We start from the raw sequence: 18,433 nt of genomic DNA on the forward strand, positions 1-18,433 counted from the left end.
CGGCGCTTGTGGCACAAAACCTGTCCTGAAATCAGGATTAGTTCTGTGCGTAGAATTCGATAACCAGGTTCGGTTCCATTACGACGGGGTAAGGAACGTCCGACAGGCCGGGCATACGAACGAAGGTTGCGGTCATCTTGCTGTGGTCGGCGTCGATGTAGTCAGGAACATCGCGCTCTGCCAGCTGAACAGCTTCCAGCAGAACAACCATTTGCTTCGACTTCTCGCGAACCTCGATAACGTCGCCTTCTTTGACGCGGTACGAGGGGATGTTCACGCGCTTGCCGTTCACCAGAACGTGGCCGTGGTTCACGAACTGACGTGCCGCAAAAACGGTGGGAACGAACTTAGCGCGGTAAACAACTGCGTCCAGACGGCTTTCCAGCAGACCGATCAGGATCTCACCAGTGTCACCACGACGACGCTCTGCTTCACCGAAGATGCGACGGAACTGCTTCTCGGTCATGTCGCCATAGTAGCCTTTCAGCTTCTGCTTGGCGCGCAACTGCAGACCGAAGTCCGACAGTTTGCCCTTGCGGCGCTGACCGTGCTGGCCGGGGCCATATTCACGACGGTTGACAGGCGACTTGGGGCGACCCCAGATGTTTTCGCCCATGCGGCGGTCAATTTTGTACTTGGCAGACGTGCGTTTGGTCACGGCTGATCTCCTTCGTTAAGTATGAAGGGCGTTGTCCTACTGGGTTTCCCCTGACAGGCATCCCCTTGCGGGGGCCACCAACACCAATGTGAGCCGCCCCTATATAGGTCCGCGCAGCAGAGTCAACAGCGTTGAGAGGCTTTTTAGAAGTCGTAGGCGAGAATGGCAGCTTCGGACTGCGAAAGCGGACGGCGCGCAAAATCACCATAGCGCATAGGAGTGTCGCTAACCCAAGGCAAGAGCTGCTCTAGTGCAATCCGGTCCCCCTGATCCAACGCATCCATTGACGCCGTGGCCGGATGAAAGCTCTCGCATTCAATCCCGTTGGCCCAGATCACCTCGTGCCGCCCCAGCAGGATGTGCACATAGGTCACCTCGCGCATATCAGGAGCACAGAGGATGGTCCGGTCGTTCACCAAATCGCGGGCCTGCACCATCACCTCTGGTGTATTGAACAGGGCACGAGCGGCATCCCCTTGCACCAAGAGCCGATGTTCCGGAGAAACGATCAGCGTTTCGTCGGGGCGGTCTTTGCCAAAGGCCGAGGCATGGATGCGCACAGGGCGCAACTGGGGCATCGCAAACAGGCGTGCGCCGCTCATCCGGCGACTGCCAGCCCAAAGCACTTCTTGCGGGCCGCTGTCGCGGGTCATTACGAAGTCGCCCGGCTGCAAGGCTTCGACAAGGCGCGGGCCTTTGGGTGTATCAATCCGTGTACCAGCCCCGAAACAGATTACGCCAGCAGGCCGATCTGGCAGCGCCGACGACAGCGCCGTCCGATCGCTGTCATCCAACGCTAGCTTGATCACCCAGTAGTCCCTGTTCGGACGGGGGTGATCCTGATCGAAACACAAGAGCAAATGCCCCGACGCCGGACTGCGCACGATCCGCGCTGTATGGCTTGTTGTACCGTCAGAGACAGTCAGGCTTTGCTCTGCCATTTGGCGCGTGGCTGATTCAAGAGGAGCGGCAGAGGCATCCCCGATCAGACGCCGCGCCATACCCGCCGCACCACGGCGCAGATGCGCCTCGCCGATGGCGTCAGAGAGTTGGAGCACAGAGCGCGGGCCATCGACACGGGTCAGTTCCCCGCTCCAGCGCCACAAAGCACCTGCCGCGAGGTCACTCAGGGGCGCGTCGGTCAATCCTTCGATGACCGTTTGCGCCCAATGAATTACAAATGTGCCTGCAATCGCCATTGTGCCTGCATCCACTGGTTATAGTTACTGCTCTGGCGGCTTTACCGCCCTGTCAGGCCCGTTTGTGCAGGCTCTTTTAGAAGCTGTATTTCAGGTTGAACGAGCCCAGAACCTGACCGCTTGTCTGGTTGTCGAACTCTTTGCTCAGATAGGTCAGACCAAAAGTCGCCGAGGACTGCTGACCTTCCCAAGTGACGCCTGCACGCGTGCGTGCGCGCTCTTGAACAAGGTCATAGTCATCGGACTCGGGCAGCATCGCGGAGTCGACCATGTAGCCAAAGTCCGCGCCTGCAGTGAGGGTCATCGCGCTCAGCGTGCCACGGATCGCGGTATAGGTCTGGCCAGTGGTGTAATCGCGAACCTTCAGATCATCCGAAATCAGGCCCCCAAATTCGAAATCCGCACCGATACGGGCAAAGGATTCGAGACCCGCGTGGCCTTCGATAAAGGGCGTCACCCGCGAAGACCGTCCAAGATCCATGGTCTTTGACGCTTCGATGTGACCGTAGCCAAAGACATTGTCCTGAATCATCGCCTTGCGGGTCTCGTTGCTGGCGTCGTCCGCACCGATCCAGCGGTGGAAGTTCGCCTGGAATTCATCCAGCTTGGTCTGCGGACCGATGATTTCTACCCCGACACCCATATCAAAATCAGTGCGGGACAGTGTTTCGGCGAAATGGGTATGCGCCCCCAAACGCGCCACAGCTGCATAAGGACGGTCGCCGTCTACAGGGTTCTCAAGATTATCAGGCGCCGCGATTTCTGTACTGCCGCGCAGTTCGAGCGTGTCGAAATACTGCGTTCCCAGCGATCCGTGCCACTCACGGCCGAACATGATGCTCGCTTGGGTCGAGCCTGTCCGGTAACGGTCATGACCGTCGCCGATGAAGTCGTTGGAAATCTGATAGCCGAACCCCAGGAATTGTGTGTCCTGAGCGTGGGAGGCGGGTGCCAAAAGAGAAAGGGCAATGGCTGCCCCATAGATCGCGCGCATGCTGACCTCACTGATGTGCCCCCCCAGGCACGTGCCAACCATAGCAAAGTGAGAATTTGTTTTTCCAGCTTCTTCGCTCACCCTTTCGTTAGTTTTTCCAACAGTACCGACTGAAATGCCACACTTTGATGATGGGCTTAAACGGAAAAGGGCGCTGCAAGAGCGCCCATCCTGTTGGTTTTTGAGAGTGTTTTACGCAGCTTCGGCATGCCGTTCGCGGAAGAAGAGCATGTAATACAGCACCGGGGCCGCAATGAGCGTCAGGATCGACGCGAAGCCAAGCCCGCCCATGATCGTCACCGCCATCGACGCAAAGAATGCATCCGAAAGCAACGGGATCATCCCAAGGATGGTCGTCGCCGCCGCCAGTACCACGGGCCGCAGACGCGAGGTCGACGCATCCAGCACCGCCTTGCGGAAGGGGACGCCTTCGGCTCGGACCAGATCGATTTCCTCGACCAGAACGATGCCGTTCTTGATCAGCATCCCCGACAAGCTGAGCAGACCCAGCAGCGCGGTAAAGCTGAATGGAAGGCCCGTCCCCAGCAAACCAAGAGCCACACCGTTCACCGCCATCGGCACCAAGAGCCAGATGATCAGCGGCTGCCGCAGGCGCCCAAAGAGCAAGATCGAGATCAAGACCATGATCAAGAGAGACAAGGGCAACTGCTTGCCCAAACTGCTCTGAGCCTTGGTCGAATCCTCGTATTCCCCGCCCCACTCCAGCATGTAGCCTTCGGGCAATTCCATCGCCTCGATCACAGGGCGGATCGTGTTGAAAACGGCCGCTGCGTTTTCGCCATCGGCCACGCCCGCTTCGACCGTAATCGTCGGCACGCGGTTGCGGCGCTGGATTAGCGTGTTTTGGGCTTCGTAGTCGAACCCGTCAAACAGTTGCACAATCGGGATATAGTTTCCTGCCGCACTGGAATAGACCAGTTGATCCGACAAATCGGGGTTACCTGTCTCGGTATTGACTGCGTTGCGGACCACGATGGGGATCTGCCGATCATCCTCTCGGTAGGTTCCCGCCTGAATACCATCTGTCGCGGTCAAGAAGGCCGAGGCCAGATCTTCGCGTGCGACACCAACCGCTTGCGCGCGGTCTTCGGCGTAGACCGGTTGCAGGACCAACTCACGCTCACGCCAATCTGTGCGCAGATCTTGGAGCAAGTCAGACGCCTCGATGATACGAGCAGAAGCTTCGGCGGCCAACTCCCGCAGGACCACCGGATCACTGCCCGAGAAACGTGCCGCAATTGGGGCGCCGCCGCCGGGACCAAAGGCCAGACGTTCTGTCCGGAACTCGCCAGCAACCAGTTGCCCGCGGCCAAAGATCTCCAGATCGCTGCGCAATTGGGGAATTTCTTCCAAAGAGTGCGTGCGGATGATCAGGTGACCATAGGTCGGCAGCGCCTCTTCGGGACCATATGTCAGCATAAAGCGGCTGGCACCACCGCCCACAAACGTGGCGACCGAAACGACTTCCTCGCGCTCGGCAAGCCAGTCCTCCAGCAGCTCCATGTCGGCAGCAGTCCTGTGGATGCTGCCGCCTTGGGGCAGTTTGTAGTGCACGTAGAACAGTGGGGTGTTGCTGTCGGGGAAGAACTGCTGCTTCACCTGCCCAAAGCCGATATAGCACATCACAGTCACCACCCCCAGCACCGCCAACACAGGCCAGCGCAGGGTCAACGCCAAATCCAGCGTCCGGCGATAGGCACGGAAGATCGGGCCGTTGTAATTGCCCTCTGCGGAACTCGCACCGACCTTGAAGAAGTAGTGCCCCAGCAGCGGCGTCGCTGAAATCGCCAGCACCCAAGAGAGCAGCAGGGAGATGCCGATCACCGCAAAGAGAGAGAACAGAAATTCGCCGGTCGCGTCAGGTGACAGACCGATGCCCGCAAAGGCCATGATCCCGATCACTGTCGCCCCAAGCAAAGGCGTCTGCGTTTTGCTGGCAACGTCTTCGGCGGCGTCGCGCGCCGTCTTACCTTGCGCCATGTCACCCTGCATCCCTTCGGCCACCACGATGGCGTTATCCACCAGCATCCCCATCGCGATAATGAGTGCGCCAAGCGAAATGCGTTCCATCTCGATGCCAAAGATCGCCATAAAGAATACGGTACCAACCACAGTCAGCAGCAGGGTTGCCCCCACAACTACCGACGCGCGCCATCCCATGAACAGCGCCAGAACGATCACAACAATCGCCACCGACATCGCGAGGTTCACCAAAAATGCGTTCGAGGCCTCTTCGACGACCACGTGTTGTTGGTAGACAGGGTGAATTTCGACACCAGCCGGCAAATCCTGCGAAAGTGCCGAAAGACGGTCATCAATCCGGTGCCCGATGTCCACGATGTTCTGACCAGACTTGCCCGACACACCCATGGTAAAGGCTTCTTCGCCGTTAAAGCGAATGATCATGTCCGGATCGCTGACGCGTTCGCGACTGACGGCTGCCAGATCAAGAAGGTCGATAATCTCGCCACCGACGCCGATGGTCAGCCGTGCAATCTCGTCAACCGTGTTGGAACCCTGAGGGGCCTCGATACGGATGTCTTGCCCGTTCATCGTGACACTGCCCGCGCTGGCGACAGCGTTGGAATTCGCGATAGCGCTGGAGATGGCCGTCGGTGCAACACCCAGATTTCGGGCAATCGCCATGTCAGGGGTCACATACACGGCTTCTTCGGGTAGACCTTGAAGGTCCACGTCGGCGACGCCGTCGACCGTCAGCAATTCACGCCGCAGGAATTCTGCAATTTCGTGGGTCTCTGCATCAGTGAATCCAGGGGTCTGGATGGCAAAGAAAACCCCGAAGACATCCCCAAAACTGTCATTCACATACGGCGTTCCAGCGCCCGAAGGCAGGCTGCCTCGGGCATCGTTCACCCGCTTGCGCAGCTTGTCCCAAATCTGGGGGAGTTCGGTCCCGTCAAAGGTACTTTCGATTTCCACGTCGATCCGGCTCACGCCGGGTTTGTTGGACGATGTGATCGTCTCGACCTCGGACATCTTCTGGATGGCAGATTCCAGCGGTTCTGTAACCTCTCGGGCCACTTGATCCGCAGCTGCGCCGGGATATTGGGTGATGATAACCGCTTGTTTGATGGTAAAGGCGGGGTCCTCCAATCGACCGATCGTGGCAAATCCCCAGATCCCACCGAGCAAACACCCGATCATCAGGAGCCACGTGATCAGCGCCTTGTCGATGGACGCGCGTGCAATAGACATGGGTTACTCTCCGACGCGGGTAAAGCGGCGGACAGACTGGCCATCCTGCAATTGCGAGGCTCCGGTCATCACGATTTCGGCCCCCTCGGCCACACCGCCAATCAACCGCACACGGCCATCATAGGCGATCTCGATTTCGACAGGCGTGGCGCTGACTGTCCCAGCCTCGTCGAACACCATGACCAAAGGCTCTCCGGCGGGATCAAACGCCAGTGCAGTCTCGGGTAGGAAAACGGACTCTTTGGCGGGCATCTCAGTGCTGGCTGCGACCGATACCGATGCACCCGGATAGACCCCTGCACCGGGGTTCTCCTCGAAGGCCAGTGTCAGAGTATAGGTCTGCCCAACGGAACTGGTTTCGGCCTCAAACTCACGGGGCTCCAGCGGCAAACGCTCTGACTCACCCGGGAAAATAGCTTCGAACGTTACACTCCGGCTTTGACCGGCTTCGCGAAATAGCACTTCGGGAACTTCAATCTCGACGCGCATTTCCGACACATCGTGCAGACGCACAACCGGGTTGCCCGCCGATACTGTGGTATAATTGGCAACCTCGCGGCGGGCCACAAGCGCATCAAACGGCGCACGAAGCGTGGCGTGATCCAGATTGTCCTCGGCATCGCTCAGGGCGATTTCCGCCAAATCAACCTGAGTGCGCGCGTCACGGATCGATACTTCGCTGACCGCCGCGCCGCTCAGGGACTCGAGACGCGAGAGATCGCGCTTGGCCTTGTCTAGGTTAACCTCGGCCTGCGCACGCGCCCGTTCGTAGGCATCCAGATCCAGTTGCGCAATCACGTCACCTTCAGGAATCGCCTGACCTTCGGGGGCCGTCAGAACCTTGATCTGCCCACCCACCTGAAAGGCCAGATCGACCGTCTGCAATGCTGCGACCTGACCAAAGAAGCGTCGCTGGATGGTCTGCGGCTGCGTGGTAACGGTCATAAGTTTCACAGGTTTCGGCGCTTCTTGGGCCCCGACAGACGAGGCCAAAGGCGCGGCCAGTGCCAGCGCGGCGAAAAGAGCGTGAAGTCTACGCATGGGGATCCTCTGCAAGTGAGCGCTTACAAGACCATTAAAGCAGGCCTGTCCAGATAAGCCAGACAGAATCTGAACTAATCGGTTCAGTTTCCTCAATACCCCTTCTTTTGCAAAAGATGACAGCGCATTTTCTGTAACTTGAATGCACAAGCGGCCCTTCGCAAATGCAGAAAGGCAAGGCCCACCTCTGCTCTATGCCGCTTCGGAGAGATAGGCTGTGACGACCGATTTTCCAATTTCGCAGGCACGCGACAAACTTCGGCCCTCCGCCAAGCCGCAGGCAATCGCACTGGCCAGAGTGCATCCTGTCCCCCTGCGGCTGACGCCGAGCCTCGGCGCTTCGAACACATGACTTTCTCCGTCCATCACGAGGCGATCTTTGGCAACCTTCCCGCTCCCGTGACCATCCTTGATCAAAACCGCTGCCGCTCCGGCACGCCGCAGGGCATCCGCCTGATTCAGAGGGTCTTGGCTTTGCTCACCACACCAATCTGCCAGCAAAGATAGCTCCTGCAAATTGGGAGTGATGAGTGTGACCTTCTGAATGAGTTCTGTCAAAAGCCATCCAGCCCCTGCATCCGAAAGCAATCGCCCCCCGGTTGACGCGGAAAGAACCGGATCAAGGACGATCGGGCATGGAGACAACTTCTCCAGTGCGCGGCACACGGTACGCACACGGCTATCATCGCAGAGCATCCCGATCTTGATGGCATGTGCCGGTACAATTTGTGCATCTAGTGTTTGGCTAGGAACGGGATGAATATCCTGTACTCCAGTCGCCGTTTGCGCTGTCACCGCCGTCACCGCCACGCGTGGCTGTATGCCAAGGGACTGGATCGTCGCAGCATCCCGAATAACGCCCGCGCCGCAGCTGGAGTCCAAACCTCCGATTGCCAGCACTTGCTTCATCTTAGTTGGCCCCCGCGATAGCCGCGAGCCATTCGCGCGTGCGCGCTTCGGGGCTCTGTGCTTGCTGGATATCGGTGACGACAGCGGCGCTATCAGCACCCGCCTCTAGAACTCCCAAAGCTCGGTCAGGGGTGAGTCCACCGATCGCAACCAAAGGGGTTTGCCCCGTGCGTCGCTTCCAATCGCGTACTCGGTTGAGCCCCTGAGCGGACCACTTCATCTGTTTCAACAAGGTTGGATAAACTGGACCCAACGCGACGTAGGCTGGCTCTAGCGCCAAGGCGCGCTCAAGTTCATCGCGATCATGGGTCGATAGGCCATAGCGCACCCCCGCCCGCCGCAAGGCGTCAAAATCTGCTGTGTCCATGTCCTCTTGCCCCAGATGGACAAAGTCGATCCCCAGTGTTAACGCCAACTCCCAATAATCGTTCAGGACCAGTTGCGCGCCATGCCTGGCACAGCAATCGCGAGCGCGGGTGGCTTGGGCAAGCAGGTCATCGGGCGCGGCATCCTTGATCCGCAGCTGCACCAGTTTGACACCCAACGGCACCAGACGCTCCAGCAGGTCGGCGTTGCCCGTGATCAGGTAGAACTTCTCCATCAGGCCAGCTCCGCCATGCCAAAGATCGGTGTCGACGCAGAAGCCATATCACGCGGGGGCATCAGTCCTGCGTCATAGGCCATGCGCCCCGTCTGCACCGCTGCGCCAAACGAATGGGCCATCGCCACGGGATCAACCGCCTTGGCCACGGCAGTGTTCAACAGCACCGCATCGAACCCCATTTCCATGGCCTGCGCGGCTTGGCTCGGTGCGCCGATACCTGCGTCCACGACCAGGGGCACGCCGCTGAAATGTGCCCGCATGGTGGCCAAAGCCGCCGCGTTGCGCAGCCCCTGCCCCGAACCGATCGGGGCGCCCCAAGGCATCAGCACTTCGCACCCTGCCTCCAGCAATTTCTCCCCGACGATCAGATCCTCTGTGGTGTAGGGGAACACCTTGAACCCGTCCGCACATAGCACCCGTGTCGCCTCGACCAGAGCAAAGGGGTCAGGTTGCAAGGTATCCGCGTGACCGATCACCTCTAGCTTGATCCAATTGGTGCCAAAGAGTTCGCGGGCCATGTGGGCGGTCGTGATCGCCTCTTTGGCGCTGTGGCATCCAGCCGTATTGGGCAGGATACGGCAGCCGCTGGCGCGGATCAGGTCGCGGAAAGACGCGCCGCCTGTCCCTTCGCGGCGCAGGCTAACGGTGATCACTTCGGTCCCGCTGGCGGCAATCGCCTGGGCTAGAATGGCGGGAGACGGATACTGCGCGGTTCCCAGCATCAGACGGCTGGACAGGTCAACGCCATAGAACATCGCTCAGCCCCCCTGCATCGGAGAGAGCACCTCGATCCGCAGCCCTTCGGTCAAGGACACAGAGGCGCGGGTGGCGCGAGGCACAAAAATCCCGTCGACGGCTGTCGCGACACTTGGGGCCTCGAACCCTTCGACATCGATCAAATCGGCGAGGGTCGCGGCGTCCGTTTCGAAGGGTTTGCCGTTCAGTTCAATTTGCATGTTTGATCTCTTTGGTCAGGCGATCCGCAAGCCGTCCGGCCAAGTGGGGCGCGGCCAGAAACCCGTGGCGGTACATGCCGTTCACGTGGATGCGGCCACCGATTTCGCGGATGCAGGGAATGTTGTCGGGAAAGCTGGGGCGCAGGCCTGTGCCCGTTTCCAGCAGTTGCGCCTCGGCAAAGGCAGGGTGGATCGTGTAGACGGCGGACAGCATCTCCATCAGCGCACGGGCAGTGATGGGGCCGTCATCGTCGCTTTCCACCATGGTCGCGCCGATCATGTAGACGCCATTGCCACGCGGAACCACATAGCAGGGAAAGCGCGGGTGCAGCAGACGGATGGTGCGGGTCAGGTGTACGTCTGCGGCGTGGACCAACAGCATTTCACCGCGCACGGCACGCAGGTCGGGCAACTGGTCACGGGCGGCAAGGCCGCGGCAATCAATGATCTGACCCTTCGTGGCTTTCACCATAGCCACGCCGCTATCCGCAAGCCGCTGACGCAGGCAAGCCATCGCAGCGCGGGGATCCATATGGGCCTCTTCGGGGAAGTAAAGCGCGCGGCTGAACCGGCCTTTTAGATCCGCCTCATAGTGCGCCGGATCAACCGTATGGTGCCCCCGTGCGGCTCTGGCAAACCGCTGGAGTTCTGCCTGATCGCGTGGGGAGGCCACCACCAAGGTGCCGCGCCAATGCACACCGTCGAAACGGGCGCTCCACCAGTCGGCGGCGTGTTTGCCCATTTGCACGACTTCCGGCGGGGCGCTTTCGCCTTCGCACATGGGCGCCAACATCCCGCCAGCCCAGTGAGAGGCCGGGATGTCCGGCCCCGCAACCAGTTCTACGGGCAACCCCCGTTCGGACAGGGCTGTGGCGACGCACAGCCCCGCCACCCCTGCCCCAAGGACAGAGTACATCACTCGGCGTCCTCTTTGGCGGGCACATATAGCTCACCGCCTTCGCGGAATTTGGCGGCCATGGCCTCCATGCCCTCGGCCTTCTGGGCCTCGGCGCGGATGTCGTGGCTGATCCGCATGGAGCAGAACTTGGGACCGCACATGGAACAGAAATGCGCGACCTTGTGCGCCTCTTTGGGCATGGTCTCGTCGTGGAACTCGCGAGCGGTGTCGGGGTCGAGCGACAGGTTGAACTGGTCTTCCCACCGGAACTCAAACCGCGCACGGCTCAGGGCGTCATCGCGCAGTTGCGCGCCCGGATGACCCTTGGCCAAGTCCGCCGCATGGGCCGCGAGCTTATAGGTGATCGCCCCAGTTTTCACGTCATCGCGGTCGGGCAGACCAAGGTGCTCTTTGGGCGTCACGTAGCACAGCATCGCGGTCCCGAACCAACCGATCATCGCCGCCCCGATGGCGCTGGTGATGTGGTCGTAGCCCGGCGCGATATCGGTGGTCAGCGGCCCGAGGGTGTAGAACGGCGCCTCGTGGCAATGCTCTAGCTGCTTGTCCATGTTGGCCTTGATCTTGTGCATGGCGACGTGGCCGGGCCCTTCGATCATGACCTGACAGTCCTTGGCCCATGCGATCTTGGTCAGTTCTCCCAGTGTCTCCAGCTCCGCAAATTGCGCCTGATCGTTCGCGTCAGCGACCGAGCCGGGGCGCAGACCGTCCCCAAGGCTGAAGGACACGTCATAGGCCCGCATGATGTCGCAAATCTCGTCAAAATGCTCGTAGAGGAAGCTTTCGCGGTGATGGTGCAGACACCACTTGGCCATAATCGAGCCGCCACGGCTGACGATGCCGGTCACGCGTTTGGCGGTCATGGGGATCATGTGCAGACACACGCCCGCGTGGATGGTAAAGTAGTCCACGCCCTGCTCGGCCTGTTCGATCAGGGTGTCGCGGAAGACCTCCCACGTCAGGTCTTCGGCAATGCCGTTCACCTTTTCCAAGGCCTGATACAGGGGCACAGTCCCGATCGGCACAGGCGCGTTACGGATGATCCAGTCACGGATGTTGTGGATGTTGCGACCAGTAGACAGGTCCATCACGGTATCCGCGCCCCAACGGATGGCCCAGACCATCTTGTCGACCTCTTCTTCCATGCTGGAGGTCACGGCCGAGTTCCCGATGTTGGCGTTGATCTTCACAAGGAAGTTGCGCCCGATGATCATGGGCTCCAGCTCGGGGTGGTTGATGTTCGCGGGGATAATCGCGCGGCCTGCTTCGATTTCCTGACGGACGAATTCAGGCGTCACCAGATCGGGGATCGACGCGCCAAAGTCCTGACCATCGCGGGCCTGTTCCCACGCCTGCGTGCGGCCGACGTTTTCACGGATCGCGACGTATTCCATTTCGGGGGTGATGATGCCAGCGCGGGCATAGGCCATCTGGGTCACAGCTTTGCCATCCACGGCGCGCAGCGGGTCGCGCTGGTGCGGGAAGGACGGAACGAGGCGATTGCCCTCGGCATAGCCATTGTCAGCAGCGGTCACAGGGCGGCCAGTGTAGGCTTCAACATCCCCGCGGGCCTTCAGCCATGCGCCGCGCTGCGCGGCCAAGCCCTGCGCGATGTCGGTGTTGGACATGGGATCGGTGTAGACGCCCGAGCTGTCGTAAACCGAAACGGGGGCCTCGCCTCCGCCCACATGGATCTGCCGCAGGGGGACTTGGATGTCGTGGATTTGGCCGGGCTCGTATACCTTGCAAGACGCCGGCATGGCGCCGGTTGTGATCTGCGGGGTCGCGTTGTCTTTCATCTATGGTCTCCTCAAGACAATCTCGAAAAGACCCAAGTGAAACAGGATGCAGAAAGGGACCGCGCAGGCCCCACGCGCACGAATACGCAAACAGGCCATGAGCGGCCCGAAAGGACCGCCCGTACATACACGATGTCGGGATACCCTTCGGTCTTCCTACGCCAGCATCAACTGGGTCAGGTTCAAAGGGTCGCGTCACCGCGGGCGCAATCTCCCGCTGTCAGCCTCTCAGTCCCCTAGGTGGGACTCCCCCGACGTGTGGGCACCATCGCGGGTTCGCGTCGGCATGTCAATTCTTGTGAAAGACGTGCAGGCAAAGAAAAAGGGCGGCACGGCGGCCGCCCTGTTCGCTCTAGTTTCAATACCCCTACCAGAAGGGGCGGATGTCATTGACGCGTCGATAGTACTGTCCTCGGGTCAGCTCGCTGCCACACTCGGCTTTTTCAAAGGCAAAGCGCGCCTGATCGGGGGCTTCTGCGCCGCCGATCAAGACCCGAAATTCTGGCCCCGCCAGATCGCCGCCTTCGCAGAAGGCGCCCGATGGCGTCATCCCTCGGCTCACGTCCGCGACAACGACTGCGCCCATGCCCTGCAAACCTGCGTTTTGGGGGCTATCGTATACCTCGAAGGTGGCAGCATCCGCGCCGTCCGATGTCACGACCATCTGACCTGCGGTTCCAAACGCAGCGCCCTCGCGCGAGACGTGCGGCTCGGCTTCGAAGGTATCGTAGCTAACACCGGGCTCTAGAACATACAGGTCCAGATCCACCGAGCTGCTCCACGCCAGAACAACGCGGATCGTCTGGTTTGCTTCGGGCCACGTGACGTCATGGATCGCCCCATCGGCTGTCTCAACTTGCGATTGTGGCGCGAGCAAGGGCAGACGCAAGACTGCGCTGCCATCCTCGGCGGCAAGCGTTTCAAAGCTCACCCCGCGATAGGAGAGCGTGATGGTCTCGCCTGCCGTGCATCCAGTGAAGGCGGCTGACAGGATGCCATCGTCGATTGTGGCCTCAAAAGCATTGCCGCAAGAGCTTGATCCAACTGGGGCTGGCGGGGCTACGGGTTGCGCCACTTGAACCACCTCTTCGGTGCACGGCACCTCTCGAGGAGATAATGCTACGGAAATGGGTTGATAGTCCGCAAGCAATTTCAGTGTCTTGAACCTGCGCCCGCAGGGCAAATCCACGCGCAACGTGCGGTCGATCACATCAAATGCTGGCTTCGCGATTGCACCCTCACGATCGGTCAGCGACAGCCGCACCTGCTCTGCACAGATCGGAGAGACCAGCACCCGCAGGGCACCATTTTCTTCTACCATTTGAACGGTCTGAGGATCATCGCACGCAGGCATCACCGGCTCTGGCGAGCTTTCTGTTGCCGGCACCGGAGCTGGCGCTGGTGCCTGAGCCACGGACTTAATATCAAGTTTAGGCTCATCAAAACTGTTAGGAAGGGCCAGGCCGGCCCCTCCGTCCGTTACAGGCGACGCAGGGGCCGTCGCCTCTTGTGGCAGCTCGGACGGAGCATCAATGCGCACCGCCTGACGAACTTCTCCCTCCTCGACCAGATCGGTAGATGCCTGAGCCGTTGCCTGCTGCATCATTCCGCAGAGCGCGAGCACACAGGCTGTTATAAACAGAACACGCATTACAAACTCCCCTTTCTGCGCTTAGCGCGAGGCCCAAACTTCGACGCGGCGGTTTTTGTCAAAACCATTCTCGTCGTTGCACGCGACGGGCACATCTTCGCCGACAGCCATGACTTCGATTTCCACATCGCGCCCCAACTGCTGACGCAGTGCGTTGGCAACGCTCTCGGCACGTTTACGAGAGATCTCGAGATTGATTTCGTAACCCCCTCGGTTGTCTGCGAAGCCCACAAACACCAGCTTGCGATCTGCGTTTTCGGGCTGTTGCGCCCATTCTGCCAATCGGGACAGATCGCTGACCGAGCGAGCATCCAAGGCAGATTCACCGGTCACAAAGTGGAAGGTCGCGCTAAGCCGGTCCATGTCCCGAACAGTCAGAACGTAATCGCGGACAACTGGTCCATTCTGGTGGGCCATGAACTGAATGTTCGCCAATGCATCGACAGATTCCCATCCGGTGCGAACACCAAGGTTCAAGTCGACAAATCCGTTCTCTGCGACGATCTCCTGCCCCTCATCCACTACGAAGTCGGTAAAGGCATTCACGTCCGCAGCGTCGCTCTGAGTGTTCTCGTACATGTAAAGACGACGGCTTAGCGGGTATTCTTCGGTCTTGACCGAGAAGCCTGTTGGGCTGTGGATCGCGTCACAGACCTTCAGCGGCAGCGCTTTGGCGTTGCGCACATAGGACAGACCGGTAAAGCCGATCGCACCCGGCTCTGCGCGCACAGCATCAGACAGGTTCGCATTCGACTCGAATTCCCGAGCAGAGCCGACCATCGGCAGGTCATTCATGACCAACGACTCAAACGTGTCAAAGGTGCCAGACTTGCCATCGCGGGTGTGCACAACGATCGGCAAATCCTGACCACCGAGCTCGGACCAGTTGGTGATGGAGCCCGCAAAAACCTCGCGAACCTGATCAATGCTCAGCTCGCGGATTTGGTTCTCGGGGTGAACGATGACGGCAACGCCATCTAGACCCACAATCACCTCTCCCTCGGCATCATCAGCCAGAAGATCGGGATAGCCGGCAACCATCAGGTCATTGCGTTCGGTCTCTTTGATCCGACGCGAGGCCATTGCAATATCTGCCGCGCCTTCAAGCATCGCGCGGAAACCCGTCGAGCTGCCATGCGCAGCGAGAGTGACCTCGCTGGCACCGCCCGGCAAAGTTCCTTGGATTTCCACGGCGCGCTCGTTTTCCTCGCCGAGAACCCAAGCCCCAATTTCTGCACCTTCATGGGCAACCCACGCTTCAATCAAAGCCGGAGCAAGTTGTGCGCCGATGGTATTCGAGCCTTGCAAGCGCAGTGTGTTCGGCTGAAGGCTTGCGACCACATCTTCGGCAACGGTCGCTTCAGCCACATCCTCGGCCACGGCTTCGGCGACTTCTACCGGCGCGGTCTCGGCAGGTGCAGCGGCGACCACCTCGTCACCCGGACAGGCATTCACAGGGCAGATATCGGCGATGATGCTGCGCGGATAGGTAATAGGGCCATACTGGGTGTTCACATCATAGCGGCCGGGCGCAGACTCCAGAATGCGGCCAGTCTGACGAGAGCCGTCATGTAGCTTCAGCGTTGCATCGACCGCCGACTTCAAACGGTAATCCGTCGCACTCACTGGCATGAGGTCCACATCAATCCGGTCTTTGACCAGAGCTTCCAGCTCGCCGCTTTCGCGGGCTTCGGCCAAAGCTGCATTGAATGCGGTCACGACCTCTTCGGCATTCGGGGCATCGAAGGGCAAGATCAAGTGCAGGGTACGGCGCGCCAGATCAAAAGAGCTTTCGCGAACAGAAGAGACGTCATATTCGGCGAAGTTCAGAACAAACCCTGCCTCGCTCTGGTCTGCGAGAACGGCAAAGACGTCCTTGTTCGCCAGCATTTCAAAACATGCATTCATGTCATCGGCAGTGACACGGGCGAAATCCCCGCCATCGACCCGTAGCTGCAACGATGTCGCCAGATCGTAGCCCGCAGGGTAGCACAGATCCTGCCCTTTCAGATCATCCAGAGACCCGAGCCGCGTGTCGTTGGAATACAGGCGTTCTCCGACAGCAAGAACGGCATCGGTGTAGCGGAAAGAAAGAGACCGGCTCAGAGTGTAGTAGAAAGGAAACGCGCCGTTATAATTGCTCTGGCGGGCACCTTCTTCGGCCTCACCCCAACTCGGGGCAAAAGTAACATCCGATGCAATTCCGGCTTTATCCAGAATGTGCTGGAATACCAAAGTACCCACGCCGCCATCGGGCAGGTCAGAACCGGAAATCAGGCCATACGGCTGGCTGGTCGCGAACGTCATCTTGTCCTGAGCCACGGCTGCTGTCGACGTGAGCAGCGCAGCAATCAGCGAACACGTAAAACCGGTAGCGATAGTCTTAAACATCAAAAGTCCTTTGACATTTTGCGGCGAGACAATCCGGACGCCGGGCAAAAAGAAACAGCCGCCTGCAATTTATAATTGCAGATCGCAGGCTGGATCAGCGCCACCGCCTTAGGAATTCCCCCGACAAATCCCAATAAATTATTACATTTCTACGACAGGAAAATGCTTAGTTTCCTTGTCTCGAAGCATGGCGACAGATTCTTTCTTTGCAACCAAAAAGTGCAACAGTATTCAAATTTCGGTGAAATTATGAGCGTTACAATAACGCGTAGAGAAACAGCATCTTGCCTAATGGCCCGACGCCAAATGGAAATTCCAGACTAAACTTTTGGCAGGCCCGCAGAGTGAAATCGAAGGCTGCGGCAATATTACCACGGATCTCTGCCCCCCCGATCGCATGAAACGCGAAAGCGCCCGTGCGGGTGCACGAGCGCTTCCAGAATTCAAGGTGAATCAACCAGATTATGCCAGAGCGAGAGACGGCCGAGACGTGATGGTCTGGCGCGTGTCATCCTCGGAAATGGTGTCGATCTGGGAGATCGCGACGCTAACTTGGTTCAAGCCTTCGGACTGCTGCTTAGCATTCTCTGCGATGCCGCTCATCAGTTCTGACAACTCCGAAACCGCACCAAGGATCTGGTTCAGCGCCTCGCCGGTTTCGCCAACCAGCTCCACACCCTCAGAGACCTGTTCGGATGATGTCGTCACAAGATTGCGGATCTGCTGACTCGCATCCGCCGAGCGCTGCGCCAGCTTACGGACTTCTTGGGCAACAACCGCAAAGCCTCGGCCCGCTTCACCCGCGCGTGCCGATTCAACGGCGGCGTTCAGAGCCAGCAGGTCGGTCTGGCGCGCAATCTCGTCGATCACAGTGATGATTGTATCAATCTCCGCGGACGAAGTCTTGATCGCTGCCATCGCATCCATGGCACGGTTCACAACATCGCCGGACCCCTCTGCATAGGAGCGGGTCTGTTCCACGACGGTCCGTGCATTGCCGGCGGTATCAGCGGCGGCACTAGCTGCGGCGGAAATCTCTTCGACTGCAACAGCGGCTTTCTGGCCTTCTTTACGGGTGCGCGCCGCGACTTCAAGCGCCTGCTCCCGAGCAGCTTCTGCCTCAACCTGCGCTTCTTCAGCGGCAGCAGCAGACTTGCTAAGCTCTTCACGGCCAGAAATGATCAGTGCCTCGGCCTTTTGCGAGCGCGCCATGGACCATAGCAGGATCGCTGCCTCAAAGATCACGATGGCCGCATGAAATACGACACGCCCCAGTGCGTCCATCATTTCTAAGCTCGGAAAGACCAGCGAAGGGGCAAGCAGACCAAAAGCGAGGTGATGACCAGCTGTCACCGCGACACCCGCCAGCAAAGCAGGGATGCTGCCCATAGTCGCGATAATCGCGAGAACGGCAAAGAACAGCATGTGTGAGTCCAGCTGCCACGGATGCCCCGCAAAGGCCGAGGTGAACGCCACACACTGGCCGATCAGCACCACCGCTAGAACCACAGCTTGCGACTTCACCGCCACGCGGTTCGAAGCAAAGGCTACCGCCAGCAAGGCCGAGGCCGCGATCAGTTCAGCGGTCAGGTTGCCGCCAACCAGAAATGCAGCGATCGGCGCAATGGGGGACATGCCCATGGCCACTTTTCGGGTCAGCGCGATGGCGCTTTCCTTGGAGGATGTGGTGTCGTCAGTACTCATCAGGGTGTTTCCGTTGCGCAGAGGAATGGAACGTTTTTGGGGTCAAGCAGAAACCATGCACCTGCGTCTTTGAACGCAGCGGGCGTCGCGTCAGTTGCCACCACAGCAAGCGGAGCGTTGGTCGGACCAACGACCGAACCGCCAGCGGCTGCGACAATCGCCTCGGGGCCACCGCGCCACGGCGGCGAGACCACGAGCACGAGTTCCGCATCATCAGGCACAGCAGCCACGGCAACGCTTGCCAGTTCTGCAAAGAGAATGGCGATCAGTCCGAGAGCTAGAAGGGGCGCAGGGTTAAGGTTTCGCATGTAGTCTGTTTACTGCACGCTTCAATGCGATCAATCGGGTCCCGACTTATGCGCCAGACGCTCATC

The 18,433-nt window shown here is 59.5% G+C and carries 15 protein-coding genes and 1 riboswitch; all 15 genes read right to left on the bottom strand.

Features of this window, described 5'->3' with window-relative positions:
- Positions 1–37: 37 nt before the first annotated feature.
- Positions 38–658 carry a 30S ribosomal protein S4 gene (rpsD, locus tag AB9K37_RS03765; RefSeq protein ID WP_072704785.1) on the bottom strand — a complete coding sequence of 207 codons (621 nt, stop codon included), beginning with the start codon at positions 656–658 and terminating at the stop codon, positions 38–40.
- A gap of 143 nt (positions 659–801) precedes the next feature.
- Positions 802–1,857, bottom strand: coding sequence for a Hint domain-containing protein (locus AB9K37_RS03770; RefSeq protein ID WP_369835616.1), 1,056 nt, complete (start codon positions 1,855–1,857; stop codon positions 802–804).
- A 76-nt stretch (positions 1,858–1,933) separates the two neighbouring features.
- On the bottom strand, positions 1,934–2,851 hold the full coding sequence (locus AB9K37_RS03775; protein WP_369835617.1) for a lipid A-modifier LpxR family protein: 918 nt from the start codon (positions 2,849–2,851) through the stop codon (positions 1,934–1,936).
- A 192-nt stretch (positions 2,852–3,043) separates the two neighbouring features.
- Positions 3,044–6,088 (bottom strand): efflux RND transporter permease subunit, encoded by a 3,045-nt coding sequence (locus AB9K37_RS03780; RefSeq protein ID WP_369835618.1) that lies wholly within the window; start codon positions 6,086–6,088, stop codon positions 3,044–3,046.
- A 3-nt stretch (positions 6,089–6,091) separates the two neighbouring features.
- Positions 6,092–7,129, bottom strand: coding sequence for an efflux RND transporter periplasmic adaptor subunit (locus tag AB9K37_RS03785; RefSeq protein WP_369835619.1), 1,038 nt, complete (start codon positions 7,127–7,129; stop codon positions 6,092–6,094).
- A gap of 192 nt (positions 7,130–7,321) precedes the next feature.
- A complete protein-coding gene (locus tag AB9K37_RS03790) occupies positions 7,322–8,038 on the bottom strand; it encodes a hydroxymethylpyrimidine/phosphomethylpyrimidine kinase (RefSeq protein ID WP_369835620.1) in 717 nt (238 codons plus the stop codon).
- Between the two features lies 1 nt (position 8,039).
- Positions 8,040–8,639, bottom strand: coding sequence for a thiamine phosphate synthase (locus AB9K37_RS03795; protein WP_369835621.1), 600 nt, complete (start codon positions 8,637–8,639; stop codon positions 8,040–8,042).
- Positions 8,639–9,397, bottom strand: a complete 759-nt coding sequence (locus tag AB9K37_RS03800) for a thiazole synthase (protein ID WP_369835622.1) — start codon at positions 9,395–9,397, stop codon at positions 8,639–8,641. Before AB9K37_RS03800 ends, AB9K37_RS03795 begins: the two co-directional genes overlap by 1 nt.
- Positions 9,398–9,400: 3 nt before the next feature.
- The gene (thiS, locus tag AB9K37_RS03805) at positions 9,401–9,598 is read right to left on the bottom strand and encodes a sulfur carrier protein ThiS (RefSeq protein ID WP_369835623.1); all 198 of its coding nucleotides are present in this window, start codon (positions 9,596–9,598) and stop codon (positions 9,401–9,403) included.
- Positions 9,588–10,514: an FAD-dependent oxidoreductase gene (locus AB9K37_RS03810; protein WP_369835624.1), complete on the bottom strand. Its 927-nt coding sequence runs from the start codon at positions 10,512–10,514 to the stop codon at positions 9,588–9,590. The genes thiS and AB9K37_RS03810 overlap by 11 nt, the downstream gene beginning before the upstream one ends.
- Positions 10,514–12,313, bottom strand: coding sequence for a phosphomethylpyrimidine synthase ThiC (gene thiC, locus AB9K37_RS03815; protein WP_369835625.1), 1,800 nt, complete (start codon positions 12,311–12,313; stop codon positions 10,514–10,516). The genes AB9K37_RS03810 and thiC overlap by 1 nt, the downstream gene beginning before the upstream one ends.
- A 136-nt stretch (positions 12,314–12,449) precedes the next feature.
- Positions 12,450–12,576, bottom strand: a riboswitch (TPP riboswitch).
- Between the two features lie 104 nt (positions 12,577–12,680).
- On the bottom strand, positions 12,681–13,964 hold the full coding sequence (locus tag AB9K37_RS03820; RefSeq protein WP_369835626.1) for a hypothetical protein: 1,284 nt from the start codon (positions 13,962–13,964) through the stop codon (positions 12,681–12,683).
- A gap of 21 nt (positions 13,965–13,985) precedes the next feature.
- Positions 13,986–16,355, bottom strand: coding sequence for a substrate-binding domain-containing protein (locus AB9K37_RS03825; protein ID WP_369835627.1), 2,370 nt, complete (start codon positions 16,353–16,355; stop codon positions 13,986–13,988).
- A gap of 462 nt (positions 16,356–16,817) precedes the next feature.
- Entirely contained in the window at positions 16,818–18,059 is a 1,242-nt protein-coding gene (locus AB9K37_RS03830; RefSeq protein ID WP_369835628.1) for a methyl-accepting chemotaxis protein, read from the bottom strand.
- Complete coding sequence (locus AB9K37_RS03835) at positions 18,059–18,367, bottom strand: hypothetical protein (protein ID WP_369835629.1); 309 nt, start codon at positions 18,365–18,367, stop codon at positions 18,059–18,061. Before AB9K37_RS03835 ends, AB9K37_RS03830 begins: the two co-directional genes overlap by 1 nt.
- Positions 18,368–18,433 lie beyond the last annotated feature (66 nt).

Origin of the sequence: Donghicola sp. XS_ASV15 (genome assembly GCF_041224595.1) — a bacterium.
In the GTDB taxonomy this organism is placed as follows: domain Bacteria; phylum Pseudomonadota; class Alphaproteobacteria; order Rhodobacterales; family Rhodobacteraceae; genus Donghicola.